This is a genomic window from Streptomyces sp. SID8374, assembly GCF_009865135.1.
Taxonomy (GTDB): Bacteria; Actinomycetota; Actinomycetes; order Streptomycetales; family Streptomycetaceae; genus Streptomyces.
In genome coordinates this window covers 432,776-457,362 of record NZ_WWGH01000001.1, presented here as the reverse complement: position 1 = coordinate 457,362, position 24,587 = coordinate 432,776, and the positions used below count along the sequence as shown (strand labels likewise).

At 72.0% G+C, this 24,587-nt stretch carries 25 protein-coding genes and 1 pseudogene; 14 read left to right on the top strand and 12 right to left on the bottom strand.

Annotation, left to right across the window (positions count from 1 at the left end):
- Window positions 1–53 precede the first annotated feature (53 nt).
- A complete protein-coding gene (locus tag GTY67_RS01985; RefSeq protein WP_161277558.1) occupies window positions 54–782 on the top strand; it encodes a class I SAM-dependent methyltransferase in 729 nt (242 codons plus the stop codon).
- A gap of 12 nt (window positions 783–794) precedes the next feature.
- Here the strand turns inward: GTY67_RS01985 and GTY67_RS01980 are convergent, their stop codons facing one another.
- Both GTY67_RS01980 and GTY67_RS01975 read right to left on the bottom strand, forming a co-directional pair.
- A complete protein-coding gene (locus GTY67_RS01980) occupies window positions 795–2,162 on the bottom strand; it encodes an FAD-dependent oxidoreductase (RefSeq protein WP_161277557.1) in 1,368 nt (455 codons plus the stop codon).
- 197 nt (window positions 2,163–2,359) lie between these two features.
- Window positions 2,360–3,046: a DUF305 domain-containing protein gene (locus tag GTY67_RS01975; RefSeq protein ID WP_343238633.1), complete on the bottom strand. Its 687-nt coding sequence runs from the start codon at window positions 3,044–3,046 to the stop codon at window positions 2,360–2,362.
- A 160-nt stretch (window positions 3,047–3,206) separates the two neighbouring features.
- Here GTY67_RS01975 and GTY67_RS01970 point away from each other — a divergent pair, with 160 nt between their 5' ends.
- The gene (locus tag GTY67_RS01970; RefSeq protein WP_093693666.1) at window positions 3,207–4,700 is read left to right on the top strand and encodes a hypothetical protein; all 1,494 of its coding nucleotides are present in this window, start codon (window positions 3,207–3,209) and stop codon (window positions 4,698–4,700) included.
- Between the two features lie 226 nt (window positions 4,701–4,926).
- Here the strand turns inward: GTY67_RS01970 and GTY67_RS01965 are convergent, their stop codons facing one another.
- From GTY67_RS01965 to GTY67_RS01950, 4 genes are all read right to left on the bottom strand, one after another.
- Complete coding sequence (locus tag GTY67_RS01965) at window positions 4,927–5,106, bottom strand: hypothetical protein (RefSeq protein WP_093693665.1); 180 nt, start codon at window positions 5,104–5,106, stop codon at window positions 4,927–4,929.
- Between the two features lie 90 nt (window positions 5,107–5,196).
- Window positions 5,197–5,889: a phosphatase PAP2 family protein gene (locus tag GTY67_RS01960; protein WP_161277555.1), complete on the bottom strand. Its 693-nt coding sequence runs from the start codon at window positions 5,887–5,889 to the stop codon at window positions 5,197–5,199.
- 81 nt (window positions 5,890–5,970) lie between these two features.
- The gene (locus tag GTY67_RS01955) at window positions 5,971–6,906 is read right to left on the bottom strand and encodes a M56 family metallopeptidase (RefSeq protein WP_093693663.1); all 936 of its coding nucleotides are present in this window, start codon (window positions 6,904–6,906) and stop codon (window positions 5,971–5,973) included.
- 97 nt (window positions 6,907–7,003) lie between these two features.
- Window positions 7,004–7,612 (bottom strand): DUF5134 domain-containing protein, encoded by a 609-nt coding sequence (locus GTY67_RS01950; RefSeq protein WP_161277554.1) that lies wholly within the window; start codon window positions 7,610–7,612, stop codon window positions 7,004–7,006.
- A gap of 233 nt (window positions 7,613–7,845) precedes the next feature.
- On the opposite strand from GTY67_RS01950, the gene GTY67_RS01945 reads away from it, so the two are divergent.
- The gene (locus tag GTY67_RS01945; protein ID WP_093693661.1) at window positions 7,846–8,403 is read left to right on the top strand and encodes a GNAT family N-acetyltransferase; all 558 of its coding nucleotides are present in this window, start codon (window positions 7,846–7,848) and stop codon (window positions 8,401–8,403) included.
- A gap of 22 nt (window positions 8,404–8,425) precedes the next feature.
- On the opposite strand, the gene GTY67_RS01940 is transcribed toward GTY67_RS01945, so the two are convergent.
- Window positions 8,426–9,109, bottom strand: a complete 684-nt coding sequence (locus GTY67_RS01940; RefSeq protein WP_093693660.1) for a glycerophosphodiester phosphodiesterase family protein — start codon at window positions 9,107–9,109, stop codon at window positions 8,426–8,428.
- A gap of 306 nt (window positions 9,110–9,415) precedes the next feature.
- Between GTY67_RS01940 and GTY67_RS01935 the strand changes: the two genes are divergently transcribed.
- The 3 genes from GTY67_RS01935 to GTY67_RS01925 are packed head-to-tail and all read left to right on the top strand — an operon-like array spanning window position 9,416 to window position 12,665.
- Entirely contained in the window at window positions 9,416–10,813 is a 1,398-nt protein-coding gene (locus GTY67_RS01935) for a DUF6421 family protein (protein ID WP_093693659.1), read from the top strand.
- A 26-nt stretch (window positions 10,814–10,839) separates the two neighbouring features.
- Complete coding sequence (locus GTY67_RS01930; protein WP_093693658.1) at window positions 10,840–11,607, top strand: SDR family oxidoreductase; 768 nt, start codon at window positions 10,840–10,842, stop codon at window positions 11,605–11,607.
- The gene (locus tag GTY67_RS01925) at window positions 11,604–12,665 is read left to right on the top strand and encodes a low specificity L-threonine aldolase (RefSeq protein WP_176727597.1); all 1,062 of its coding nucleotides are present in this window, start codon (window positions 11,604–11,606) and stop codon (window positions 12,663–12,665) included. Before GTY67_RS01930 ends, GTY67_RS01925 begins: the two co-directional genes overlap by 4 nt.
- A gap of 152 nt (window positions 12,666–12,817) precedes the next feature.
- On the opposite strand, the gene GTY67_RS01920 is transcribed toward GTY67_RS01925, so the two are convergent.
- Window positions 12,818–13,540, bottom strand: coding sequence for a lysophospholipid acyltransferase family protein (locus tag GTY67_RS01920; RefSeq protein ID WP_093693656.1), 723 nt, complete (start codon window positions 13,538–13,540; stop codon window positions 12,818–12,820).
- 229 nt (window positions 13,541–13,769) lie between these two features.
- Between GTY67_RS01920 and GTY67_RS01915 the strand changes: the two genes are divergently transcribed.
- The 5 genes from GTY67_RS01915 to GTY67_RS01895 all read left to right on the top strand — a co-directional run bounded on the left by GTY67_RS01915 (window position 13,770) and on the right by GTY67_RS01895 (window position 18,277).
- On the top strand, window positions 13,770–14,096 hold the full coding sequence (locus GTY67_RS01915) for a thioredoxin family protein (RefSeq protein ID WP_093693655.1): 327 nt from the start codon (window positions 13,770–13,772) through the stop codon (window positions 14,094–14,096).
- A gap of 196 nt (window positions 14,097–14,292) precedes the next feature.
- Complete coding sequence (locus tag GTY67_RS01910; RefSeq protein WP_093693654.1) at window positions 14,293–14,799, top strand: flavin reductase family protein; 507 nt, start codon at window positions 14,293–14,295, stop codon at window positions 14,797–14,799.
- A 207-nt stretch (window positions 14,800–15,006) separates the two neighbouring features.
- Window positions 15,007–15,792, top strand: coding sequence for an electron transfer flavoprotein subunit beta/FixA family protein (locus tag GTY67_RS01905; RefSeq protein ID WP_161277553.1), 786 nt, complete (start codon window positions 15,007–15,009; stop codon window positions 15,790–15,792).
- A 60-nt stretch (window positions 15,793–15,852) separates the two neighbouring features.
- On the top strand, window positions 15,853–16,815 hold the full coding sequence (locus tag GTY67_RS01900; protein WP_161277552.1) for an electron transfer flavoprotein subunit alpha/FixB family protein: 963 nt from the start codon (window positions 15,853–15,855) through the stop codon (window positions 16,813–16,815).
- Between the two features lie 163 nt (window positions 16,816–16,978).
- The gene (locus GTY67_RS01895; protein WP_161277551.1) at window positions 16,979–18,277 is read left to right on the top strand and encodes an aldolase/citrate lyase family protein; all 1,299 of its coding nucleotides are present in this window, start codon (window positions 16,979–16,981) and stop codon (window positions 18,275–18,277) included.
- A 5-nt stretch (window positions 18,278–18,282) separates the two neighbouring features.
- On the opposite strand, the pseudogene GTY67_RS01890 reads toward GTY67_RS01895, so the two are convergent.
- Together GTY67_RS01890 and GTY67_RS01885 are read right to left on the bottom strand one after the other, a co-directional pair.
- A pseudogene (locus GTY67_RS01890) lies at window positions 18,283–18,510 on the bottom strand (hypothetical protein); the annotation flags it as partial.
- A 178-nt stretch (window positions 18,511–18,688) separates the two neighbouring features.
- On the bottom strand, window positions 18,689–19,237 hold the full coding sequence (locus tag GTY67_RS01885) for a CGNR zinc finger domain-containing protein (RefSeq protein WP_161277550.1): 549 nt from the start codon (window positions 19,235–19,237) through the stop codon (window positions 18,689–18,691).
- A gap of 92 nt (window positions 19,238–19,329) precedes the next feature.
- Between GTY67_RS01885 and GTY67_RS01880 the strand changes: the two genes are divergently transcribed.
- Complete coding sequence (locus tag GTY67_RS01880; RefSeq protein WP_161277549.1) at window positions 19,330–20,154, top strand: alpha/beta hydrolase; 825 nt, start codon at window positions 19,330–19,332, stop codon at window positions 20,152–20,154.
- A gap of 143 nt (window positions 20,155–20,297) precedes the next feature.
- On the opposite strand, the gene GTY67_RS01875 is transcribed toward GTY67_RS01880, so the two are convergent.
- Window positions 20,298–21,326 (bottom strand): LacI family DNA-binding transcriptional regulator, encoded by a 1,029-nt coding sequence (locus tag GTY67_RS01875; protein WP_093694179.1) that lies wholly within the window; start codon window positions 21,324–21,326, stop codon window positions 20,298–20,300.
- Between the two features lie 259 nt (window positions 21,327–21,585).
- Between GTY67_RS01875 and GTY67_RS01870 the strand changes: the two genes are divergently transcribed.
- Window positions 21,586–22,515, top strand: a complete 930-nt coding sequence (locus GTY67_RS01870) for an ROK family protein (protein WP_161277548.1) — start codon at window positions 21,586–21,588, stop codon at window positions 22,513–22,515.
- Window positions 22,516–22,835: 320 nt separating this feature from the next.
- Here GTY67_RS01870 and GTY67_RS34410 read toward each other — a convergent pair whose 3' ends face one another.
- A complete protein-coding gene (locus GTY67_RS34410; RefSeq protein ID WP_176727615.1) occupies window positions 22,836–23,012 on the bottom strand; it encodes a hypothetical protein in 177 nt (58 codons plus the stop codon).
- Window positions 23,013–23,241: 229 nt separating this feature from the next.
- On the opposite strand from GTY67_RS34410, the gene GTY67_RS01865 reads away from it, so the two are divergent.
- Window positions 23,242–24,279 (top strand): NUDIX hydrolase, encoded by a 1,038-nt coding sequence (locus GTY67_RS01865; protein ID WP_161277547.1) that lies wholly within the window; start codon window positions 23,242–23,244, stop codon window positions 24,277–24,279.
- The last annotated feature ends 308 nt before the right edge of the window (window positions 24,280–24,587 follow it).

Genomic DNA, 24,587 nt, shown 5'->3' with positions numbered 1-24,587 from the left:
GAAGCGGCAACTCCGGTCCCCGGCAGGCCTTCCGCCTCGGTAGGCTGGCCGCGATGTTCACCAAACAGGGCCCCACCCTCCGCGAACTGGCCGTCCAGGCGCTCTCGTCGACCGAGCGCGGCTACGACCTCCTCGCCCCGAAGTTCGACCACACGCCCTACCGGACCCCGGACCGGGTCCTCGACAGCGTCACCCGCGCGCTGGAGCAGCTCGGCCCCTTCTCCACCGGCCTCGACGTCTGCTGCGGGACCGGCGCCGGTGTGGGCGTCCTGCGCCAGGTGTGCCGGGAGCGGGTGGCCGGGGTCGACTTCAGCGCGGGCATGCTCGCCGAGGCCCGTGCGGCGCTGCCGCCCCGGGACGGCGGACCGGTGGTCGACTGGGTGCGGGCGGACGCCCTGGCGCTCCCGTTCGCCCCGGCCTTCGATCTGGCCCTGAGCATCGGCGCGTTCGGCCATTTCCTGCCCGCAGACCGCTTCGGGCTCTTCGCCGAGGTGTACGGGTCGCTCCGGCCGGGCGGCCGGTTCGTCTTCCCGATCGGCGCCCCGCCGGCCGTGGGGTCGCGCACCTACTGGTCGCTCCTCGGCTTCGACGCGGCGATGCGGGTGCGCAACGCCCTGTGGCGCCCGAAGTTCATCATGTATTACCGCACGTTCCGGCTCTCCGACGTCCTCGACGACCTCACCGACGCCGGATTCAGCGTGCGGCTGATGGCCCTGGCCGACCTGGGGCAGCGCCCCGACGGCTCCCCGCGCGCCCGCCTGGTGGTGGCCACCCGGGAGTGACGCGGCGGGGTATCAGCCACTCTCGCCGCGCGCCGCCGCCAGCAGCCCCCGCCAGTCGGGGATCTTCACCGGCCCCCGCCCCAGCGAACGCCCCAGCGCCTCCTCCGCGCGCTCTATCGACAGCCAGCCGTCCCACTCCACCGGCCGCAGCCCCCACGCCCGCAGCACGGCCAGCGGGTCCTCGGCGGCCGGCCGGCGGGCGAGCAGCGGCACGTCCTCGATCAGCGAGGCGACGGTCTCCTTGGCGCAGGACCGGTTCGAGCCGATCACCCCGGTCGGCCCCCGCTTGATCCACCCCGCCACATACTCACCGGGCGAGGGCGCCCCGTCCCGCAGGACACGCCCCGCCGCGTGCGGCACCGTCCCGCGCACCGCGTCGAACGGCAGGCCGGGCAGCTCCACGCCGCGGTAGCCGACGGCCCGCAGCACGAGCTGCGCCTCCACGTCCTCGTACACACCGGTGTCCTGTACGCCCCCGGCGCCGTCCGGAACCGTACGGGCGAACCGCACCCCGGCCACCCGCCCGCCGCGCTCCAGCAGCTCCACCGGCCGCAGGAAGAACCGCAGCCGGATGCGGCGTACGGCATCGGCCACCCCGGGCTCTCCCAGCGCCGACCAGCCGCGCAGCACCTCAAGGTTCCGCCGCACCACCGCGGGCAGCGGGAGCCCTTCCTGGGCCGCGTACGCCGGGTCCTGCGCCAGTTCCGCCGGGTCGACCACGATCCGGGCGCCGGGCAGCGCCCCCAGCTCCCGCAGCTCCTTGGTGGTGAACCGGGCCTGGGAGGGGCCGCGCCTCCCCGCGATGTGTACCTCGCGCACCCGGCTCCCGGCCAGCGCCCCGAGCGCGGCCCTCGGCACATCGGTGGCGCGCAGTTCGTCGGCGCCGCGCGCCAGGATCCGGGCCACGTCGACGGCCACGTTGCCCACCCCGATCACCACCGCCGAGCGGGCCTGGAGCGCGAAGCCGTCGGGGGCGATGTCCGGATGCGCGCTGTACCAGGAGACGAATCGGGTGGCCGAGTAGCTCCCCGGCAGCTCCTCGCCCGGCACCGACAGCGGGCGGTCGGCGGCGGCCCCGACGCAGTAGACGACCGCGTGGTACAGCTCCGCCAGCCGGGCCGGCGGGACACCGTCCGCCCCGCCGATCTGCACGTTGCCGACGAAGGCGACCCGCTCGTCCTCCAGGACGGCCCGCAGGCTGTTCTGGAGCGACTTGATCTTCTCGTGGTCGGGGGCGACGCCGTACCGCACCAGGCCGTACGGGGTGGGCAGCCGGTCCAGGACATGGACGCGGACTTCGGGCACGAGCGACTGGTTCAGCAGGGCCTGGGCGGTGTAGACCCCGCTGGGCCCGGAACCGACGACGGCGACACGGAGCACGGCGCACCTCTTCCCGGAGGGTGCTTCCAGCATCGCACCGACGGCCGGGACGCGGGATGTCCGCGATCGGGTCAGGGCCAGGCGGGATGTGCGCAGGTCACGGGTGGGCGGGCCGTGCTCACGGGCAGGAGGGGTGCGCGCAGGTCACGGAAGGGCGGGCCGCGCGCGAGCCATGGAGAGCCGGGGTGCGCGGGCCGTCACGTCATCATCGCGCGCATCCGGTTGATCTCCACCGTCTGCTGGGCGACGACATCGCTCGCCATCTCCTCGACGAACACGTCGTTCCCCTCGGAGAGCGCCTCCGTGGCCATGGTGATCGCCCCCTGGTGGTGGGTGATCATCAGCTCCAGGAAGAGCTTGTCGAAGGCCTTGCCCTTCGCCGCGCGCAACTCCTTCAGCTGCGCCTCGGTCGCCATACCGGGCATCCCGCCATGGTCGTGGGGCTGTTTACGGTCCTCGCCACCGTTCCTTTTCAGCCAACCCTCCATCGCGCCGATCTCCGGCTTCTGGCCTGCCGATATCCGCTCGGCGAGCCTCTTCACCGGCGCGGCGGACGCCCGGTCCGGTACGAGCTCGGTCATCACGAGGGCCTGCGCGTGGTGCGCGATCATCATCTGCGCGTAACGGAAGTCGGCCGAGTTCGCGGTGTCCCTGCTCGCCTCCTTCGCCGCCTCCTCGGCGGTGAGCGTCCTGGCCGGCTCGCCCGGTCTGCCGGGGGCCACCACGCCCGGACCTGCGTCCTTGCCCGCGGCCGGTTTCGTATCGCCGCCACCGCCGTCGCAGCCGCCGAGGGCGAGTACGGCGGCTACCGCCGCTGCCGCGAAGGCGGTTGCGCGGGGACGCGCGGACGGACGGTGGATCAACACGGCGACCTCCTGTGCCACGTGGGGGAGTTGCAGACCGTTCCTAGCACGCTTGCGCGGGGGCAAAGATCAAAAACTTCATTACGTCTCTGTTGCCATCTGTTGATGTGTACATGGGAGGGACGATACTGCCGGGGTCCGTGAACCGTTCGAACCCCGAACGGATACAAGGGAGGACGCAGTGATCTCGTTGCACACCACCCGCGTGCGGCGCAGACGTCTGGGCGTGGCGGCAGCCGCGGCCGGGCTCTTCGCCGCGCTGCTGACCGCCGCACCCGCAGCGGCGACGCCCGACCCGGGCGACGCCCCGGTCGAGCGCGGCTCCGTGACCACCAGTCAGCAGGCGGAGGCCCGCGCGGCGATCCGCGGCGGCGACATACCCGGCGTGGACGAGATCGTCCACAGCTCCAACATCAAGCACCTGACGAACGTCCCGAAGGGCGCCCTGAAGGGCACCAACACGGACCTCGCCTTCCAGGGCAAGTACGCCTACGTCGGCAACTACGACGGCTTCGTCATCTACGACATCAGCAACCCGAAGAAGCCGAAGACGGTCACCGAGGTCCTCTGCCCCGGCTCGCAGAACGACATCTCGGTCTCCGGGAACCTGCTGTTCCTGTCGACCGACTCCTCGCGCAGCGACGACTCCTGCTCCAGCTCCACCCAGCCCGCCACGGAGAAGTCCTCCTGGGAGGGCATGAAGATCTTCGACATCAGCAACAAGCGCCACCCCCGGTACATCGCGGCCGTCGAGACCGCCTGCGGCTCGCACACCCACACCCTCGTGCCGGACGGCAAGAAGAACATCTACATCTACGTCTCCTCGTACTCGCCGAGCGAGACGTTCCCCGACTGCCAGCCGCCGCACGACGGGATCTCCATCATCAAGGTGCCGCTGAAGGCGCCCCAGAAGGCCAAGCTCGTCAACTTCACGAACCTGTTCCCGGACGGCGGCAACCCGGGTGCGCCCGAGAACCCGGGCGTCTCCAAGACGACGGGCTGCCACGACATCACGGTCCTGCCCTCCAAGGACCTGGCCGCCGGTGCCTGCATGGGTGACGGCCTGCTGTTCTCCATCAAGAACCCGGAGCGCCCGAAGATCATCGACCGGGTCCAGGACAACGTGAACTTCGCGTTCTGGCACTCGGCCACCTTCAACCAGGGTGCGAGCAAGGTCGTCTTCACCGACGAGCTCGGCGGTGGCGGCGCGGCCACCTGCAACGAGCAGATCGGCCCCAAGCGCGGTGCCGACGGCATCTACGACATCGTGGGCAAGGGCGACAAGCGCAAGCTGGTCTTCCGCAGCTACTTCAAGATCGACCGCCACCAGGCCGACGTCGAGGTCTGCGTCGCCCACAACGGATCGATCATCCCGGTGAAGGGCCGCGACCTGATGGTCCAGGCCTGGTACCAGGGCGGCATCTCCGTCTGGGACTTCACCAACTCGGCCAAGCCGAAGGAGATCGCCTTCTTCGAGCGCGGCCCGGTCACCCTCGACCAGGTCACCACGGCCGGCCCCTGGTCGGCGTACTACTACAACGGCCACATCTACTCCAGCGACATCGCCAAGGGCTTCGACGTGCTGAAGCTGAACGACCGGCGCACCGACCCGGCGGACCGGGTCAAGCTGGACGAGCTCAACGTGCAGACGCAGCCGGACTACTTCGCCCGCTGATCCAGCGGCAGGCGAGGTCCCCGCTCCGTCCCGCACAGACAGGGCCGGCGTCCGCCGGGCGGCTCTTCCCGCCCGCCGGACGCCGGCCCCTGTGCGCACGCGCGTCGCAGACTGTTCATTGACCGATGAGCCGGGCCGGGACATGCTGTATGCCGCGCCTGGATCCGGCGACGCGGGGGATCGCCGGAGTCAGGTGTGTTTCCCGGGACCGGATCCGGTCCGGGGCTCAGGCGGGGGTACGGGCGTTGCCGCCGGTCGCGGCGGCCCACTCCACGAGCAGCCGCTGGTACTCCGCCTCGTCCTGCGGGGACAGGTAGCCGCCCGAGCGCTGCCACAGGCCGCGGATGGCCGCGTTGATCTCTGTGGCGGAACGCGTGGAAACGGACGACGACGACATCGGGGACATGGATACAAGGCTACGGCCCCGATCCGATGATCCGACCCCTTGCGGGACGGGATATCCCTCACACAGCGGGTGTTCGGGGCGGGATATCCGTCACACTCCGGGCTCCGGAGCCCGCCGGGCCGCGCTCCAGGCGTATCCGGCGACGGTGAACGCCACCACCGCCGCCCCCAGCAGCGCCCCGCCCACCACATCGGTCAGCCAGTGCACCCCCAGGTACACCCGGGTCACCGCCGCCCCGAGCGCCGAGACCACCGCCACGGCCACCGCACCAGCCCACAGCGCCGGGCCCGCCCCGTACAGCCGCAGCAGCCACAGGAGCAGCCCGCAGCTCACCACGGCCGTCATGGCGTGCCCGGAGGGGAAGGCCGCGAAGTGGGCGGTGTCCACCGGGTCGGGCCAGCGGGGGCGCTCGCGGTTCACGGCGGCCTTCAGCCCCTGTTGGAGGAGGGAGCCGAGCAGGCTGGCCGCCGCCACCCACAGGGCGAGCAGCCGGGCGCCGTACCGCCACAGGGCGATCACGGCCACCGCGACCAGGGCCCGCATCGTCCACGGGTCCCAGAACCAGTCCGTCAGTACCCGGTTGGCCCGGACCAGCCCCGGGTCGGCCACCGCGTGCCGGTGCAGACTCTCGGCGACCGTACGGTCCAGGGAGATCAGGGGCTGCCACTGGGCCGCGACCAGGGTGAGCAGCACCACGAACAGTGCGGCGCCCGCGGTTCCCGCTGCCAGGGCGGCCATCGGGCGGGGGGAGGGGGCCGGCCGGATGGTGTGGGGGGAGTGCATGGGGCGATCCTCGCGGACGCCACCGCCGCGTGGCCAACGCGGAGCGCGGGATTCCGGCCGTGTTGCGGCGTTCCCCCAGGCTCAGCCCAGCGCGCGGAGCCCCGGGACGAAGGCCACCACGAGCGGGACGACCGGGACCAGCGCGGCCGCCGCCGTCAGGCGCAGCCGACGGCCCGCCGTCAGCCGGTCGACCGGGGCCAGCAACCGGTTGACGCGCAACGGCACTTGGGCGTCCGGCGTGGGGCAGGGGCCGAAGACCCCGCGGTCCTCGTTGAGCCCGACCAGGGCGAGCGCGGTCGTCAGCCGGCCGAAGCGGCGCGAGGCCACATCGTCGGCGGCCAGCTCCACCAGCCGGTGCATCTCGTCCCGGAACGCGGCGAACACCGGGATCTGCGGGAAGCCGACGGCCAGCGCCGATGAGCAGTGCAGCAGCCAGTCGTGGCGGGCCCGCGCATGGCCCTGCTCATGGGCGAGCACGGCATCCAGCTGACGGCCCTTCAACCGCCCGAGAGCGGCGGTGGTGATGACCAGTTGGGGCGCCGCACCGGGCAGCCACCAGGCGTCCGGGCGCTCACCCTCCAGCACCACGAGCCGATCGGGACCGGGCTCCTCGCCCGGCAGCAGGGGGGAGCGGACCAGCAGCTCCGCCCGGCGCTGCTTGCGGCGCCGCCGCGCGCGCCGGACCTCCCGCAGGAGCATCGCGCCGCTCCACAGGCCGCCCAGCGCCAGCAGCACCGCGATCACCGCCGACCAGGGACCGTACGCGGCCAGGGCGTACGCCTCGACCACGGCGTGCGGGGCGGGGGCGAAGACATGGCCACGTACCGCCTGCCAGGCGGCGGCCGCGCTGAACGTCATGGAGAGCGCGAACGACACGAGCACCCCGGCCACCACGCACTGCCACACCCACAGCGCCACCACCGGTTCCCGCTCCGGCCACCGGGCCCGGGCCATCAGGCGCGGGGTCACCAGAGCGGTCAGTGCACCGAGCAGCAGCAGCGCGAGGGAGACCAGCATGGCGTCAGCCTATGAGGGGCGGGCGATCCGGGGGTACGGCTGCGCCCGGCAAGTGACGTAGACCACGGCGGGGAAGGCCTCTGTCCCGCGATCCGTCTCACAGAGTGAGAAGCATGGCGAGCATGGCGATGCCCATCGTGAGCCGGCAGGCCATCGTCAGCTCGTTCCCCCCGCCCGCCGCGCCGCCCCCGCCGCCGCGTACGACCCCCTCCGCACTGCCGCCCGCGAAGCTCGCGACGCCCGTGCCCGCCGGTATGAGGTGTCCGGCGGAGCGCAGCACGTACAGCGCGTAGTAGAGGAGCAGCACCCCCGTGAGCAGCGGCACGCCCCCCGCGCCGCCCGCCGCCGCTCCGTGCCCGGCATGCCCGCCCGCGCCCGCCGCCCCCGGGGCCATCGCCACGGCCATGTAGACCATCGCCAGCGAACCGACCAGGTGGTGCAGATGGTGGGCGCCGCGCCGGGCCGACCGGAGCGCCCGCAGCGCGGCGGCGCCGAAGACCACGCCGTACACCGCCCAGGTCCCCTCCGGGAGCGTCAGGACCGCCGCGGGCAGGGCCATCGCCGCCATGCCGAAGCCCATCAGCGCCTCACCGCGCGCGGTCCCGCGCTCCTGCGGGGTGCCGGTGCGGGTGCGCAGCAGGCAGTAGGCGCCGCTCACCGCGCACAACGCCACCATCAGCCAGCCGGCCAGGACCCCTCCGTGCACGCGAAACCTCCCCCCCCTCGGACGTACAGCCGGGCGTACCGCGCCGTTGGAGCGGCGTACGGCACCGCTGTAGTCGATGCCCGAGCGCGAGCCGTCGAACCCGGCGCGCAGGGGCGTGAAGGGGGTGCGCCGGGGCCCGGAAGGGGCGCTCCGGGTCGCGTTACCCTCGACCCGCACGCGTGCACGGCACGTGGAGAGCAGCAGAGAAGCAGCAGAGAACGGAGCGTTCCACCATGGACACCGCCACGCCCCCCGGCTCGGCCCGCCTGACCTTCCGCGACGCGACCGACGCGGACGCGCCCGCGCTGGTGGCGCTCATCGAGTCGGCCTACCGCGGCGACTCCAGCCGCGCAGGCTGGACCACCGAGGCCGACCTCCTGGAGGGGCAGCGGACCGACGAGGACGGTGTGCGCGCGGTCATCAACGCTCCCGCGGGCCGGCTGCTGGCGGTGGAGCGCGACGGCGAACTGATCGCCTGCTGCCAGCTCGAACGACGTGGCGAGGCCGCGTACTTCGGCATGTTCGCGGTCCGTCCGGGCGCCCAGGGCGGCGGCCTCGGCAAGGTGATCATCGCCGAGGCCGAGCGCACGGCCCGGGAGAGCTGGGGCGTGGCCGAGATGCACATGACGGTGATATCGGCGCGTGAGGAGCTGATCGCCTGGTACGAGCGGCGCGGCTACCGGCGTACGGGGCAGCTCACGCCGTTCCCGTACGGCGACGAGCGCTTCGGCATCCCGCAGCGGGACGACCTGGCCTTCGAGCTCCTGGTCAAGGACATCGCCTCGGCCTGAGGCCTGACAGGGGCCGGGGGCCTCACGCGGTGAAGCGGCCCGTGCGGCGGATCTCGGGGAAGTCGGTGGTCGCTCCGTCCAGGTTCAGCGCCCGGGCGAGCCGCAGCTGGTCCTGGGTGTTCACCACCCAGCCGATCACCTTGACGCTCTCCGCGTGGGCCAGCTCCACCACCTCCAGCGTGAGCCGGCGGATGTTCAGCGCCAGCGTCGCCGCGCCCGCCGCCTTGGCCCGCTCCACGATGTCCCCGCTCCAGCGGCTGGCGATGAGGACCGTACGTACCCCCGGCACCAGCCGGGCGATCTCGGTGACCGCCTCGTCGTGGAACGAGGAGACCTCCACCCGCCCCACCAGATCGCGCGCCAGGATCACCTCCGCCAGCGCCCGGGCCGCCGCCACGTCCTTGATCTCGGCCTGGAGCGGGGCCTCCACCGCGTCCAGGACCTCCTCGAAGACCGGGATCCGCTCCCCCTTCCCGGCGTCGAGTTCCCGCAGCTCCGCCAGGGTCTTGCCCGCGATCGGCCCGGTGCCGTCGGTCGTGCGGTCCACGTCGGCGTCGTGCATCACGGCGAGCGCGCCGTCCTTGCTGAGGTGGAGATCCAGTTCGATGGCGTCCATCCCCGCCTCCTCCGCGCGGACGAAGGAGCGCAGGGTGTTCTCGGGCTCTACGCCCATCACTCCACGGTGACCCAGGGTGAGAAAGGACAAGGCGACCTCGTTTCCGTCGGCGGCTGACCGCCAACTGCTCCTGCCCGCACGGAGATACGGACGGAGATCCGGCATCACGGCACTGGGGAGGGTAACGGCCGGGGCCGCGGATGTCTGCCGCTGTGCGGGCCGGGTCGGCCGGACGCCGGAACGACTGATGGAACTGTGCGCCTACCCGGCGTACGGCAGGAAAAACAGCGGTGACCATAGGGGTTCGGCAGGATAATTTTCGGGGCTTCACTTGTGTGAAGTAACCCCGCGCGGCTACGGTGACTGAACGCGAGGTTCTCCCGTGGAGGAAGTGTTATGACGGAAATTCTTGTGCACGATGCCGCCGACGGCGCGATAGCTGCTGCCCCCCGGGTGGTCGAGCACCCGGCGTGGCCCGCGCTCAGGGATGCCGTCGAGGAGATCCGCCCCTGGCAGTCCAAGGACGGCTCCATCGACTTCGAGGCCGAGGACGCCCCGTCCCCCGCGACCGTCGAGCGGGTCCTGGAGCGCGTGATCGGCGCGGTGGAGGAGCTCTCCCCGCTGCTGCCGCACGACGCCGCCTACCACCGTGCGCTCGTCACCGACCTGCGCCGCTGGGCCGCCGACGGCTTCCGCGTGCCGGACTTCCTGGACTCGCTGCTCGCCTTCCAGCCCGCGCAGAACCGTGTCGACGGCCTCCAGCACCTGGTCGTCTTCGCGATGTACACGCAGAACGGCAACCCGGACCGCAACCTCGAAGCGGTCGTGCTGAAGATGGTCTGGCCCGAGTGGCTCGCCGGCCTCGAAGCCACCCGCTACGACAACCCGCTCTTCTGCGGGATCACCTTCGAGGACTTCACCGCCGGTTACGACACCAACTCCGCGGTCCTCTTCCCGGAGACCATCGCCGTGCGCGAGGCCCCCGAGCGCTTCACCTGGGGCGGCATCTTCTGCGACCGCGAGGCCGCCCGCTTCCGCCGCGTCACCGAGGCCTCCGTGGAGCTGCTCGGCCTGGAGCTGCCCGAGGACATCCGCGAGATGATCGGCGACCAGAGCCGCTGCGAGCAGGCCTTCGTCCTGTGGGACATGGTCCACGACCGCACCCACAGCCACGGCGACCTGCCGTTCGACCCGTTCATGATCAAGCAGCGCCAGCCGTTCTGGATGTACGGCCTGGAGGAGCTGCGCTGCGACCTCACCGCCTTCAAGGAGGCCGTGAAGCTGGAGGCCGAGGGCAACGCCCACGGCCGCGACGTCCAGTACGCGGTCCTCTTCGACCGGATGTTCCGCTTCCCGGTCACCGGCGAGCGCGTCCGCAACTACGACGGCCTCGGCGGGCAGCTGCTCTTCGCCTACCTCCACAAGCACGACGTCGTCCGCTGGACCGACAACACGCTGAAGATCGACTGGGAGCTGGCCCCGCAGGTCACCAACCAGCTCTGCGCCGAGATCGAGAAGCTCTACCGCGACGGCATCGACCGCCCCAAGCTGGTCCACTGGTTCGCCGCCTACGACCTGGTCTCCACCTACCTCGCCCCGCACCCCGGATCCACCTGGGCCAAGGGCCCCGACGCCCTGGACCTCACACAACCCCCTCGCAAGCTCGTCGACGACGTGCTTCCGGACGAGTTTCCCCTGAGCATGTTCTATGAGGCGCTCGCCAAGAAGCTGAAGCACGTGATTGCCTCCACCAAGGGAATTACCGCCGCGAGCGCCGAGCAGGCAGCCGCGTGAACGCATCTCCCGAGGAGGCGGTGGCCATGAACGGAATCGGCAAGGGCGAGGGGACGGGTGTGCTCGAAGGGGCTGTGATCGCGGTCGCCGGAGCGGCGGGGCCCGCGGGCCGCGCGACGCTGCTGCGCCTCGCGGAGGCCGGCGCGGTCGTCGTCGGCTGCGACGCCAACCCGGAGCGGCTCGCCGAGGCGGTGGACGCCGCCCGCTACGCCCACGGCGGGGCGACCGTCACCGGGGAGACCGTCGACCTGTTCGACCTCGACGCCGCCCGGGACTGGGCCAAGCGGACCGAGGCCGAGTTCGGCCGGATCGACGGCCTGGTCCACCTCGTCGGCGGCTGGCGCGGCAGCCCCAGCTTCCAGGAGACCAGCCTCGCGGACTGGGACACGCTGGAGAAGCTGCTGATCCGCACCGTCCAGTCCACCTCACTGGCCTTCCAGGAGCCCCTCCAGCGCAGCGACAAGGGCCGCTACCTGCTGATCAGCGCGGCCGGCGCGGGCAAGCCCACCGCGGGCAACGCGGCCTACTCCGCCTCCAAGGCGGCGGCCGAGGCGTGGACCCTGGCGCTCGGGGACGCCTTCCGCAAGGCGGGGGGCGAGGACGGCCCGGCGGCAGCGGCTGCGATCCTGGTGGTCAAGGCACTGGTGAACGACGCCATGCGCGCCGAGCGCCCGAATGCGAAGTTCGCGGGCTTCACCGACGTCACGGAGCTGGCCGAGGCCATCGCCGGCGTCTGGGACAAGCCCGCCCCCGAAGTGAACGGAAAGCGCCTGTGGCTGACCCCGCAAACGTGAGGACCGACGCGCGCCGCCACCACGACCCGCAGGTGCGCGGGTTCGCGAGCGACAACTACGCCGGTGCGCACCCCGAGGTCCTCGCGGCCATCGCCCTCGCCAACGGGGGCCACCAGGTCGCCTACGGCGAGGACGACTACACCGGCCACCTCCAGCGCGTCATGCACAGCCACTTCGGCCCCACCGCCGAGGCCTTCCCGGTCTTCAACGGCACCGGCGCCAACGTGGTGGCCCTCCAGGCGCTCACCGACCGCTGGGGCGCGGTCATCTGCGCCGAGTCCGCCCACATCAACGTGGACGAGGGCGGCGCGCCCGAGCGGATGGGCGGCCTCAAGCTCCTCACCGTACCCACGCCGGACGGCAAGCTCACCCCCGAGCTGATCGACCGGCAGGCGTACGGCTGGGACGACGAGCACCGGGCCATGCCGCAGGTCGTCTCGATCACCCAGAACACCGAGCTGGGCACCGTCTACACCCCGGACGAGATCCGCGCCATCTGCGACCACGCCCACGGGCACGGCATGAAGGTGCACCTCGACGGGGCCCGGATAGCCAACGCCGCCGCCTCCCTGGACGTGCCGATGCGGACGTTCACCAACACGGTCGGCGTCGACGTGCTGTCCTTCGGCGGCACGAAGAACGGCGCCCTGTTCGGCGAGGCCGTCGTCGTGCTCAACCCGGACGCTGTCCGGGCGATGAAGCACCTGCGCAAGCTCTCCATGCAGCTCGCCTCCAAGATGCGCTTTGTCTCCGTCCAGCTGGAGGCGCTGCTCGCCAAGGATCTGTGGCTGCGCAACGCCCGCCACGCCAACGCCATGGCCCAGCGCCTCGCCGAGGGCGTGCGCGCCATCGACGGCGTGGAGATCCTCTACCCGGTCCAGGCCAACGCCGTCTTCGCGAGGCTGCCGCACGCGGTCAGCGAGCGGCTCCAGAAGCGCTTCCGCTTCTACTTCTGGGACGAGACCGCCGGTGACGTCCGCTGGATGTGCGCGTTCGACACCCGGGAGGACGATGTCGACGCCTTCCTCCAGGCGCTGAAGGAAGAAATGGCGCGGTAGCAGCAGCTAAACCTGCGTATGAGTATGCGGCCGACCGGAAATCGATGGATCTCCGGTCGGCCGCTTCGTGCGCTCAGGGGCCATGGAGCCGACCGGGCGGAACCCCGACGTGAGCCCCCGGCGGCACACGCCGGGGGCTCAGGGGGGTTCGGTCAGCCGAGCTCGCGGACCTGGGCCGGGGTCGGGGCCGTACCGCCGAGATGGGCGGGGACCCACCACGTGTCACTCGCGTCCTTCGGGCGCACCGGGTACGCCCGCTGGGCGGCCTCCAGCAGCTCCTGCACGCGCTCCCGCAGCCGCCGGGTGATGGCACCCGCGTACTGGTCGGCGGGCGCCTCCACGGGCTCGCCGACCCGGATGGTGATCGGGATGTGGCTGCGCTTGAAGTTGCGCGGCCGCCCCTTGGTCCAGATCCGCTGCGTGCCCCACAGCGCCATCGGGATCAGCGGAACCCCGGCCTCCTGGGCGAGGCGCGCGGCACCCGACTTGAAGCTCTTCAGCGTGAACGACTGGGAGATGGTGGCCTCGGGGAAGACACCGACGATCTCACCGGAACGCAGCGACTCCAGGGCGTGCGCGTACGCGTCCTCGCCCTGGTTCCGGTCGACCGGAATGTGCTTCATCCCGCGCATCAGCGGACCGGAGACCTTGTGCCGGAAGACCGACTCCTTCGCCATGAAGCGGACGAGCCGCTTCTGCGGCAGGGCGCCCAGGCCGGTGAAGATGAAGTCGAGATAGCTGATGTGGTTGCTGACCAGCACCGCGCCACCGGTCTTCGGGATGTGCTCCGAACCCTGAGTGTCGATCTTCAGGTCGAGCGCCTTGAACAGTGTGCGAGCGGCGCCGATGACCGGTCGATAGACGAGTTCTGCCATCTGGAGAAGACCCTTCTTCAGCGCCTGGGGAGGGTTCTCCCGGCGGAAGTTACGCAGCCGTAGGTTTTCGGCATTGTGGCGATGGTGCCCCATGCGCGGGCCCGTGGCCAGTCCCGGTGGGCCTCGGGCGCGAGATTCTCGTCACGTGCGCGCCCCCTCCAAGCTGCGGGAATGTCCTGCCCCCGGCCGGTGCTGACTCTTTGCGAAGAGCTCTGATCAGGAGGCGACAGTGGACGGCGGAACACCCGGGCAGCGTCTCGACGCGGCCCAACTCGGCGCGGAACTGGGGGAACGGGCGACCCTCGTCCAGTTCTCCACCGCCTTCTGCCAGCCGTGCCGGGCCACCCGCCGCACGCTCGTGGACGTGGCCGCCATGGTCGAGGGGGTCGCCCACATCGAGATCGACGCCGAGGCGCATCTCACGCTCGTACGCGAACTCGGCATCACGAAGACGCCGACCGTGCTCGTCCTCGACCGCGCGGGCGAAGTGGTCCGCCGCGCGTCGGGACAGCCCCGCACCGCCGACGTCGTCGCGGCGCTGGGACGGGCCATATGACGGGCCGTGACACATCTCCCACATTCCGGGACGCACTTGACTGCACCCGCCACGCATCGTCAGTCTGACGCTATGCCGCCAGAACTCCTTCTCTACGGCCGGGTCCATGTGGACCTCGCACGCCACGCGAGTGCGCGCTGTCCGGGTGCCTGAGCAACCACGGCCCCGTACGCCCCTCCCGCAGAAGGACACCTCCATGACGGCATCGCCCGAACTCGCCTCCTCCCTCACGGCCTCGCCCGAGCTCCTGCGCTCCGTCTTCCGCCGCCATGCCGCGGGCGTCGCGGTGATCACCGCCACCGGCGAGCGGCCGGTCGGCTTCACCGCCACCTCGCTCAACTCGGTGGCCGCCGAGCCCCCGCTGATCTCCTTCGGCATCGGGACGTCCTCCTCCAGCTGGCCGGTGCTGGCCGAGGCCGAGCACGTCGGCGTCCACATACTCGGCGAGCACCAGCAGGAGCTCGCCACCACTTTCGCCCGCAGCGGCGCCGACCGCTTCGGCCCGTCCACCGACTGGAGCAGCGGCCCCGAGGGCGTTCCGCTGCTGGCCGGCGTCTCCGCCTGGCTGGTCTGCCGGGTCGTGGCCCGCATCCCGGCGGGCGACCACCGCATCGTCATCGCCCAGGCGGTGGCCGGCGACCCGTCGGGGGCCGGCCGGCCGCTGGTCTACCACCAGGGGCGGTTCACGGCTCTGCGAGACTGAGGGCGAGCGGGCGAGGGCGGTGCAGGGACGTTTCCGCCGTTGGCAAGGTCACAGTGCCGAGCGCTTGCTCAGGGGTAAGAGACTGGGTGTACTGGCGAGTAATATCGGCCGGGAGCCCGGTCGGCCCGACCGGAAACGGCCCTGTAAGGCGCCTATGCTGCGTGCAACAAGGCAGCCCAGAAATGACGATGCAGTAGGAGAGCCGGCGTGAGCTTGAGGATCGTTGTCTGTGTGAAGTACGTGCCCGACGCGACCGGTGACCGGCATTTCGCCGATGACCTGACGCTGGACCGTGAGGATGTCGACGGTCTGCTGTCGGAGCTGGACGAGTACGCGGTCGAGCAGGCGTTGCAGATCGCGGATGCGGCGGACGATGCGGAGATCACCGTGGTGACGGTGGGTCCCGAGGATGCCAAGGACGCGTTGCGCAAGGCGTTGTCGATGGGTGCGGACAAGGCTGTTCACGTCGAGGACGACGATCTGCACGGCACCGATGTGATGGGTACGTCGCTGGTGCTGGCGAAGGCGGTCGAGAAGACCGGTTACGACCTGGTGATCTGCGGGATGGCCTCCACCGACGGTGTCATGGGTGTCCTGCCGGCCCTGCTGGCCGAGCGTCTGGGCGTCCCCCAGGTCACCCTCCTGTCCGAGGTCGCGGTGAACGGCGGTGTGGTGACCGGGCGCCGTGACGGTGACACGGCCTCGGAGCGGCTTGAGGCGTCGCTGCCGGCGGTGGTGTCGGTGACCGACCAGTCCGGTGAGGCGCGTTACCCCTCGTTCAAGGGGATCATGGCGGCGAAGAAGAAGCCGGTTCAGTCGCTGGATCTGGATGATCTGGGTCTGGAGGCGGACGAGGTCGGCCTGGCGGGTGCGTGGACGGCCGTGGACTCGGCGACCGAGCGGCCGGCGCGTACGGCGGGCACGATCGTGAAGGACGAGGGCGAGGGCGGCAAGCAGCTCGCCGAGTTCCTCGCGGGCCAGAAGTTCATCTAGGCCCGCACGCTCGGCCCACCCCTTCTCTTCTCTTCCTCTTCTCGTCTGGAGTGCGTTGTCATGGCTGAAGTTCTTGTTCTGGTCGATCACGTGGACGGTGCGGTCCGCAAGCCCACCCTGGAGCTGCTGACGCTGGCCCGCCGTATCGGTGACCCGGTCGCCCTCGCCCTGGGGGCTGGTGCGGAGGCCGCCGCGTCCGTGCTGGGTGAGCACGGTGCGGTGAAGGTCCTGACCGCCGACGCCCCGGAGTTCGCCGACTACCTCGTGGTGCCGAAGGTGGACGCTTTGCAGGCGGCGTTCGACGCGGTGTCCCCGGTGGCGGTGCTGGTGGTGTCCTCGGCCGAGGGCAAGGAGATCGCCGCCCGCCTCGCGCTGCGCATCGGGTCGGGCATCATCACCGACGCCACCGACCTGGAGGCCGGCGACCAGGGCCCGGTCGCCACGCAGGCCGCGTTCGCCGCCTCGTACACCACCAAGTCCCGTGTCTCCAAGGGCGTCCCCGTCATCACCGTCAAGCCCAACTCCGCCCCCGTCGAGCCCGTTGCGGCCGCGGGTGCGGTCGAGGCGCTGTCGGTGTCGTTCAGTGCGGGTGCCACGGGTACGAAGGTGACCGCGCGGACCCCGCGTGAGTCGACGGGGCGTCCGGAGCTGACCGAGGCCGCGATCGTGGTCTCGGGTGGCCGTGGGGTCAACGGGGCGGAGAACTTCCCCCTCATCGAGGCGCTGGCCGACTCCCTGGGTGCTGCGGTGGGTGCCTCGCGTGCTGCGGTGGACGCGGGCTGGTACCCGCACACATCCCAGGTCGGCCAGACCGGCAAGTCCGTCTCCCCCCAGCTCTACATCGCCTCCGGTATCTCCGGGGCGATCCAGCACCGGGCCGGGATGCAGACCTCCAAGACCATCGTCGCGATCAACAAGGACGCCGAGGCCCCGATCTTCGACCTCGTCGACTACGGCGTCGTCGGCGACCTCTTCACCGTCGTCCCCCAGCTCACCGAAGAGATCAACACCCGCAAGGGCTGAACAACACCCAGCAACACCCGCCCTGGGCCGCACGGTGCACCCCACCGCGCGGCCCAGCGCCGTTCCGGGCGACCATTGACGCAGGTCGAGTGGCCTTATAACTTCACTATACGGATTGTTGATTCCGGGAAGCGGAAACGGCGAGAGCGTGGAGGGTACGGTCATGGGTCAGCAGGAGAAGGTGGCAACGAGCCTCGCCGGTACGGTCAGCGAGGAGATCAGCGCCTCCCTCACGGCGGTCGACGCGGAGCTCGCGCGCCGCTACCCGGGCGACCCCGGCACCCGCCAGCCCGTGCACACCGTCTATGTACCCGGTGACGTCTTCGAGCCCGGCACCCTCCGCTCCTGGGGCGACCAGGCGCTGGCCGCCCTCGACGAACACGCCCCCGACGCCGCGTCGTTCGCCGCCGTCCTCGGCATCCCCGAGGAGCTGGCCGGGCCGGTCCACGACCGCGTACGCGCGAAGCTGGGCCGTGAGCCCGTCGAGGACCTGCGCATCGACTTCGAGGACGGCTACGGCCCCCGCCCGGACGCCGAGGAGGACGAGGCCGCCGCCCGCGCCGCGCGCCTGGTCTCCGAGGCGTACGCGAACGGCACGGCGGCCCCGTACATGGGCATCCGGATGAAGTGCATGGAGGCCGGCGTACGTGACCGGGGGATCCGCACCACCGACGTCTTCCTCACCGGCCTGATGGCGGCGGGCGGGCTGCCCGAGGGGCTCGTGCTGACCCTGCCGAAGGTGACGTACCCCGAGCAGGTCACCGCCTTCGTCCAGCTCCTCGAAGCCTTCGAGAAGGCCCACGGCCTCGACGAGGGCCGCATCGGCTTCGAGATCCAGATCGAGACCAGCCAGTCCATTCTCGCCGCCGACGGGACCGCCGCCGTCGCCCGCATGATCGACGCGGCCCGGGGCCGGGCGACGGGCCTGCACTACGGCACCTTCGACTACAGCGCCTGCGTCGGCGTCAGCGCCGCCTACCAGGCCAGCGACCACCCGGCCGCCGACCACGCCAAGGCTGTCATGCAGGTCGCCGCCGCGGGCACCGGCGTACGCGTCTCCGACGGCTCCACCAACGTCCTTCCCGTCGGCCCGACCGCGCAGGTCCACGAGGCCTGGCGGCTCCACTACGGCCTCACCCGCCGCGCCCTGGCCCGCGCGTACTACCAGGGCTGGGACATGCACCCCGGCCACCTGCCGACGCGTTACGCGGCCGTCTACGCCTTCTACCGCGAGGGCCTGGAGCCCGCCGCCGCCCGGCTCGCCGCGTACGTCGCCAAGGCCGGCGGTGACGTCATGGACGAGCCCGCCACCGCCAAGGCCCTCAGCGGCTATCTGCTGCGCGGCATCGACTGCGGCGCGCTGGACACCGCCGAGGTCGCCCGGCTGACCGGCCTGACCCGCGCCGACCTGGACGCGTTCGCCTCGCCGCGTCGGGGCGACCTGACCGTCACGGCTCCGTAGGCCCGTCAGCAGCCGTCGCGCCCCGGCGGCGGCAGGGCGGCAAGCCCGGCCGGGGTGTGCAGGCCCGCGACGGGCAGCGTCCGCTGACCGCCGCCGCGTACCGGCAGCGCCACCACCCGGTCGTTGTCGAAGTCCGCGACGTACAGCGTCCCCGCAGGGTCGACGGACGGCCCGTACGGGGAGTTGAGCCCGGTCACCGGAACGGTCCGCCGCGGTCCGCCGTCGGCGGGAACGGGGGATGCCACGGAGGCGACGGCCCGTCGTCCGGGCGGGCCGGAGCGTGCCGTACGGGCCCGGGGGCGTCAGTGGTCGACGTCAGGAACCGTCCCCGCCGGTCCGGCGGCACCACGCCCCCCGAGAGGCCCGGTGGCCACCCCAACGGCCCCGACGCGGGGTTGAGCGGCCACGGCCTCAGCCGTCCCGGCGGGCGGCGGCACCCGTACGGGCGCGGTAGGCCCGCATCTTGTGCCGGGCGCCGCACACGTTCATGTCGCACCACTGGCCGTTCGACGACGGTGCCCGGTCGTAGAAGACCCAGCGGCACTCCGGCGCCGCGCAGGCCTTGAGCCGCGTCGCGTGACGCCCGGTCAGGCCGTCCCGCAGCAGGGCTTCGAGCACCGTTCGTACGATCTCCGCCACCGGCTCGTCGCCCGCCGGGCGCAGCGCGAGCGTGCCGTCCGGGCGTACGGCCGGGGCACCCGCCACGGAGCGGATCAGCCGGTTGAGGGCGTCGAGGGCCTCGGGGGAGGTCCGCTCCACCAGGAACGCCCGTACGGTATCCCGGGCCTTCATGAGCGCCGCCCGTTCGGGCGGGGCGACCGCCTGCGGATAGCCGCGCGCCCGCAGCCACGCGCCCGCCGTCTCCGGCCGGGCGAACTCGTCCCCGCCGTGGAGAAGGGTTGCCGTGTTGCAGAACGCCTCGACCGGTTCGAGTTCCGCGGGTGCCGGGTTCCGTCGCATGATCCCCACTTTACCAACGTTACCGGCAATCGGCTTGCTCTAGTAACGTCGAGAGTCCGGCAGGTTCTGCACCCGACAACAGGAGGCGTGTCATGAACGGACAGCTGACCAGGACATTCGAGACCCCGGACGGGACGGTCCGCTGGGACGTGCTGGGGGAGGGCGACCCGGTCGTCCTGCTCCACGGCACCCCGTTCTCCTCGCGCATCTGGCGCGAGATCGCACCGGCGCTCGCCCAGGACCACCAGGTCTACGTCTTCGACCTGCTCGGCTTCGGGCAGTCGGAGCAGCGCGAGGGGCAGGATCTCCGTCTGCCCGCGCACACAAAGGTGTTCACCGGGCTCCTGGACCACTGGGGGCTGGAGAGCCCGAGGGTGATCGCCCACGACATCGGCGGGGCGGTGGCGCTGCGGGCGCTGCTGCTGGAGGGTGCGCGGTACGCCGACCTCACCCTGGTCGACTCGGTGGCCTGCGGCGACTGGGGGACCGGCCTGTTCCGGCTCGTACGCGAGAACACGCCCGTCTTCGAGCAGCTGCCTGTCTACGCCCACGAGGCGCTGGCCGAGAGCCACTTGCGCTTCGCGAGCCACTCCGGCTACCGGCCGGACGTCCTCGCCGCCCACCTCGACCCGTGGCGCGGTGAAGAGGGCAGGGCGGCGTACTACCGCCAGTACGGGCAGCTGGAGCAGGCCGCCACCGACGAGTTCCAGCATCTGCTGGCGTCCGTACCGGTGCCGACCCGGATCATCTGGGGGCGCGAGGACGGCTTCCTGCCGCCGCCCTTCGCCGAGCAGCTGCACGCGCTGATCCCGCACTCCGAGCTGCACTGGCTGGAGGGGGCGGGCCATGCGACCCCCGAGGACGCGCCGGCACGGCTCCTGGCGCTGCTGAGGCGGGAGTTCCGCGCGGAGGCCTGAGGCTTTCGTGCGGGGACTGGAGGGTTCCGCGCGGGGGCCTGACGGCCTCGACCGGACTCAGGCGTTCCGTACGTGGTCCGACAGGGCTCACCTGGCGGGGCTCGGGAGTTCCGTGCGCGGGGCCGACCGGGACCGGGCGGTGCTCAGGCGGGCGGCAGTTCGCCCGAGCCGCGCGGGATGAGGGTGGTCGGCAGCTCCACCCGGGCGGGGGCGTGGTCGGCGCCGTCGAGGCGGCGGAACAGGTGCTCGGCCGCGGTCCTGCCGACGGCCGCCGCGTCTTGCGAGATGACGGTGATCCCGAGCAGGTCGGCCAACTCGATGTCGTCGAACCCGACCAGCGCCACCGGCCGCTCCTGCTCCGCGATCACCCGGACCGCCGTCACCGTCACCCGGTTGTTCCCCGCGAAGAGCGCGGTGACCGGCTCGGGCCCGCCGAGCATCGCCTCGGCGGCCGCCCGGACCCGGCCGGGGTCGGTGGTGCCGAGCGAGACCCAGGAGTCCTCGACGGTGATCCCCGCGTCCGTCATGGCCGCGTGGTAGCCGCGCAGGCGCTCGGTGGCGGTGTGGATGCGGGGCTGGTCGCCGATGAACCCGATCCTGCGGTGGCCGTGCGCGATCAGGTGGGCCACGCCCTCCCGGGAGCCGCCGAAGCTGTCGGAGAGCACCATGTCCGCGTCGACCCGGCCCGCCGGGCGGTCCACGAAGACCGTGGCGATGCCCGCCTTGATCTCCGGCTCCAGATAGCGGTGGTCGTCGCCCGCCGGGATCACGATCAGACCGTCCACCCGGCGGGCGCACAGGGCGAGGACCAGCTCCTGCTCGCGCTCGGGGTCCTCGGCGCTGGAGCCGTTGATGAGCAGGGCCCCGTGCGCGCGGGCCACCTCCTCCACGGCGCGGCTCAGCGGGCCGTAGAAGGGGTCCGCCAGATCCTCCAGGACCAGGCCGATCGAGGCCGTACGCCCCTTGCGCAGCACCCGGGCGCTGTCGTTGCGGCGGAAGCCCAGGGCGTCGATCGCCTCCTGCACGCGGCGCTCGGTGTCGGGCGTGACGCCGGGCTCGCTGTTCACCACCCGGGAGACCGTCTTGAGGCCCACTCCGGCACGGGCGGCCACGTCCTTCATGGTCGGCCGGTTGCCGTAACGGGTCTCGGAATGGCGGGTGGTCCGGTCCACAGTGCGCTGTCCTGTCGTCGGATACGGGCGAGACGTCGGATTTCGAGGGGGCGGGTCGGGGTGACGGTAGGGGATTCGGGCGGCGTTCGGGCGGCAAACGGGCACCTCCGGACGGCCCGCGGAGCCTGCTGCGGAGACGAACGGAGGCTGTGGCTTCGAGCATAGGCCCTGGACAACGTTGTCAACCCCAGGGAGACTGTGCAGACTATTGACTGAACCCGCAGGTCCCGCCCTTCACTCATCCGGAGAAGCCACACCGATGCATACCGACCTCGTCGCCGCACTCGACATCGGCGGCACCAAGATCGCCGGCGGCCTGGTCGACGGGGACGGAAACCTCCTCGTACGGGCGCAGCGGCCGACGCCCGCCCGGGAGGGTGCCGAGGCGGTGATGGGTGCCGTGGACGAGGTGCTCGGCGAGCTGACGGCCTCACCGCTGTGGGACCGTGCGGGCTCCGCGGGGATCGGCAGCGCGGGCCCGGTCGACGCGGGTGCGGGCACGGTCAGCCCGGTCAACGTACCCGGCTGGCGCGACTTCCCGCTGGTGGAGCGGGTGCAGAAGACGATCGGCGGGCTGCCCGTGGCCCTGGTCGGCGACGGGGTCGCGATGACCGCGGCCGAGCACTGGCTCGGGGCGGCGCGCGGCTACGACAACGCGCTCTGCCTCGTCGTCTCGACGGGCGTCGGCGGTGGCCTGGTCCTCGGCGGCACGCTGCACCCGGGCCCCTCCGGCAACGCCGGTCACATCGGCCACATCAGCGTCGACCTGGACGGCGACCCGTGCCCGTGCGGTGCGCGCGGCTGTGTGGAGCGGATCGCCAGCGGCCCGAACATCGCCCGCCGGGCCTTGGAGGGCGGCTGGCTCCCCGGCCCGGACGGCGACACCACGGCCGCCGCCGTGGCCGCCGCCGCGCGCGCCGGGGACCAGGTCGCCATCGCCTCGTACGAGCGGGCGGCCCAGGCGCTCGCGGCCGGCATCGCCGCCACCGCCACCCTGGTCGAGATCGACATCGCGGTGATCGGCGGGGGAGTGGCGGGCGCGGGAGACGTGCTCTTCGCGCCGCTGCGCCGCAGCCTGGGCGACTACGCGACGCTCTCGTTCGTCCGGGGCCTCACGGTCGCGCCCGCCGTGATGGGCACGGACGCGGGGCTGGTCGGCGCGGCGGCCGCGGCGATCGCGCTGCGTTAGCGCGGGCGCGACTGCCTTCGGTGGGCGCCCCGTTCGTCAGGCGGGGCACCCACCGAGGGTCACCAGGCGCCGAGTTCCCCAGGTCGAGAACCCAATCACGGTCGTCGCGAGCCGAGTTCGTCAGGCGGGGCACCGCCGAAGGCTGTCGGGCGCCTCGTCCGTCAGGCGGGGTCCACGGAGGCTGCCGGACACCGAGTCCGTCCGGCGAGCATCCAGCACGGCCCGCCGGGCACCCCGTTCGTCAGGGTGAGCGCCCGTCACAGGCTGCCGGAAGCCCCGTCCGCCAGGCGGGCAACCACCACAGCCCGCCTGGCACCCCGTCAGCGCCCCGCGTCCGCGGGCTGCTGTGGTACGACCACCAGGAAGACGTCCTGGTCCAGATTCATCACGACCTCCGCCGCCAGGCCCTCGCCGCGGCGGGCGGCCGCGAACTCCTCGGCCGCCCGGCTGCCGCGGGGATCTCCTGCCGGGAACCGTTCGAGAATTGTCCGCCGCACGGCGCACCCCCAGTTGTCCTGTGCCGCCGGCCCATGCCGTAGGCCTGGCGATTACCTGCTCAACGAGCCTTGTCCGTCATGGATACGGCTGCCCCCGAACCCGGCTTCGTACCATCGGACCCCCAAACCGGCCCGGACCCTCTCATTCCGGCGACGCCGTCGCCACGGCGGGGTTTCCCCGGCAGGGTGTTGCGGGCAAGCCACAGGGGGCTACGGAAGAGGGGGAACCGTGATCGTCTGGATCAACGGTGCGTTCGGCGCGGGCAAGACCAGCGTCGCGGGCGAACTGATCGATCTGATCCCGAACAGCACCTTGTACGACCCGGAACTCACCGGGGCCGGACTGCGCGGGCTGCTGCCCCAGAAGAAGCTGGCAGAGGTGGGCGACTTCCAGGACCTGAGGATCTGGCGGCGGCTCGTGGTGGACACGGCGGCCGCGCTGCTCGCCGAGGCGCCCGGGGTGCTGGTGGTGCCGATGACGCTGCTGAGACAGGAGTACCGGGACGAGATATTCGGCGGGCTCGCCTCCCGGCGCATCCCGGTCCGGCATGTGCTGCTCTCACCTGAGGAAACGATCCTGCGCAGCCGGATAGCGAGCCGGGTGGAGTACCCCGGGGACCGCGAGCAGAGCGAGCGGGTCAACCGGTGGGCGTACGACCACATCGGGCCCTACCAGGACGCGCTCGGCTGGATCACCGAGGACGCCCATGTCGTCGACAACGGCGCCCTCACCCCGCGCGAGACCGCCGAGCGGATCGCCGAGGCCGTCCGCACCGGCGCCGCCGGACCGTGCGAGATCGTCCAGAGCCCCCGGCCGACCGCCGCGACCGTCGCGGCCGGGGTGCTGCTCTTCGACGAACAGGACCGGGTGCTCCTCGTCGACCCGACGTACAAGCCCGGCTGGGAGTTCCCCGGCGGGGTCGTGGAGGAGGGCGAGGCCCCGGCCCAGGCCGGGATACGGGAGGTCGCCGAGGAGACCGGGCTCCGACTCGACCGGGTCCCCACCCTGCTTCTCGTCGACTGGGAGCCGCCCACCCCGCCCGGCTACGGCGGGCTGCGCTTCCTCTTCGACGGCGGGCTGCTGCGGACCGAGGACGCCGGCCGGCTGCTGCTCCCCGGCTCCGAGCTGCGCGGCTGGCGCTTCGTCACGGAGCGGGAGGCGGCGGGGATGCTTCCCCCGACCCGCTACGAGCGGCTGCGCTGGGCCCTGCGGGCGCGCGAGCGGTCCACGGTGCTCAACCTGGAAGCGGGCGTCCCGGTGGGCTGACGGGCGGCCCGCCCGCCCAGGCGCGACTTACCGGATTCACGGGCAAGGGCGCTGGTGCCGGAGGAGAAGCCCGACATGAGCATTGATGAGCAGCCATCCGATGTCCTGGTGCCTGCCACGGTGCTGGAGTTCTCCGACGACCTGCGCTTACGTGGACGTCGACCCGTTGCGCCACGTCCTGGAGGCCCGGCCGGCCGAGGCCGCTGCCGCACTGGACGAAGGCGGTGCCCCGCACTTCCTGATCACCAGGCTCCTGGACGCCACGCGGACCGCATGCGTGTCCCTGGCCGACGGACTCAGCGCATCAC

Bases quoted from the DNA above. Each gene is read 5' to 3' on its own strand.
- GTY67_RS01985 (WP_161277558.1), top strand. From the start codon at position 54: ATGTTCACCAAACAGGGCCCCACCCTCCGCGAACTGGCCGTCCAGGCG.
- GTY67_RS01965 (WP_093693665.1), bottom strand. From the start codon at position 5,106: ATGTCCCCGATGTCGTCGTCGTCCGTTTCCACGCGTTCCGCCACAGAG.
- GTY67_RS01960 (WP_161277555.1), bottom strand. From the start codon at position 5,889: ATGCACTCCCCCCACACCATCCGGCCGGCCCCCTCCCCCCGCCCGATG.
- GTY67_RS01955 (WP_093693663.1), bottom strand. From the start codon at position 6,906: ATGCTGGTCTCCCTCGCGCTGCTGCTGCTCGGTGCACTGACCGCTCTG.
- GTY67_RS01945 (WP_093693661.1), top strand. From the start codon at position 7,846: ATGGACACCGCCACGCCCCCCGGCTCGGCCCGCCTGACCTTCCGCGAC.
- GTY67_RS01935 (WP_093693659.1), top strand. From the start codon at position 9,416: ATGACGGAAATTCTTGTGCACGATGCCGCCGACGGCGCGATAGCTGCT.
- GTY67_RS01930 (WP_093693658.1), top strand. From the start codon at position 10,840: ATGAACGGAATCGGCAAGGGCGAGGGGACGGGTGTGCTCGAAGGGGCT.
- GTY67_RS01920 (WP_093693656.1), bottom strand. From the start codon at position 13,540: ATGGCAGAACTCGTCTATCGACCGGTCATCGGCGCCGCTCGCACACTG.
- GTY67_RS01910 (WP_093693654.1), top strand. From the start codon at position 14,293: ATGACGGCATCGCCCGAACTCGCCTCCTCCCTCACGGCCTCGCCCGAG.
- GTY67_RS01900 (WP_161277552.1), top strand. From the start codon at position 15,853: ATGGCTGAAGTTCTTGTTCTGGTCGATCACGTGGACGGTGCGGTCCGC.
- GTY67_RS01895 (WP_161277551.1), top strand. From the start codon at position 16,979: ATGGGTCAGCAGGAGAAGGTGGCAACGAGCCTCGCCGGTACGGTCAGC.
- GTY67_RS01885 (WP_161277550.1), bottom strand. From the start codon at position 19,237: ATGCGACGGAACCCGGCACCCGCGGAACTCGAACCGGTCGAGGCGTTC.
- GTY67_RS01880 (WP_161277549.1), top strand. From the start codon at position 19,330: ATGAACGGACAGCTGACCAGGACATTCGAGACCCCGGACGGGACGGTC.
- GTY67_RS01870 (WP_161277548.1), top strand. From the start codon at position 21,586: ATGCATACCGACCTCGTCGCCGCACTCGACATCGGCGGCACCAAGATC.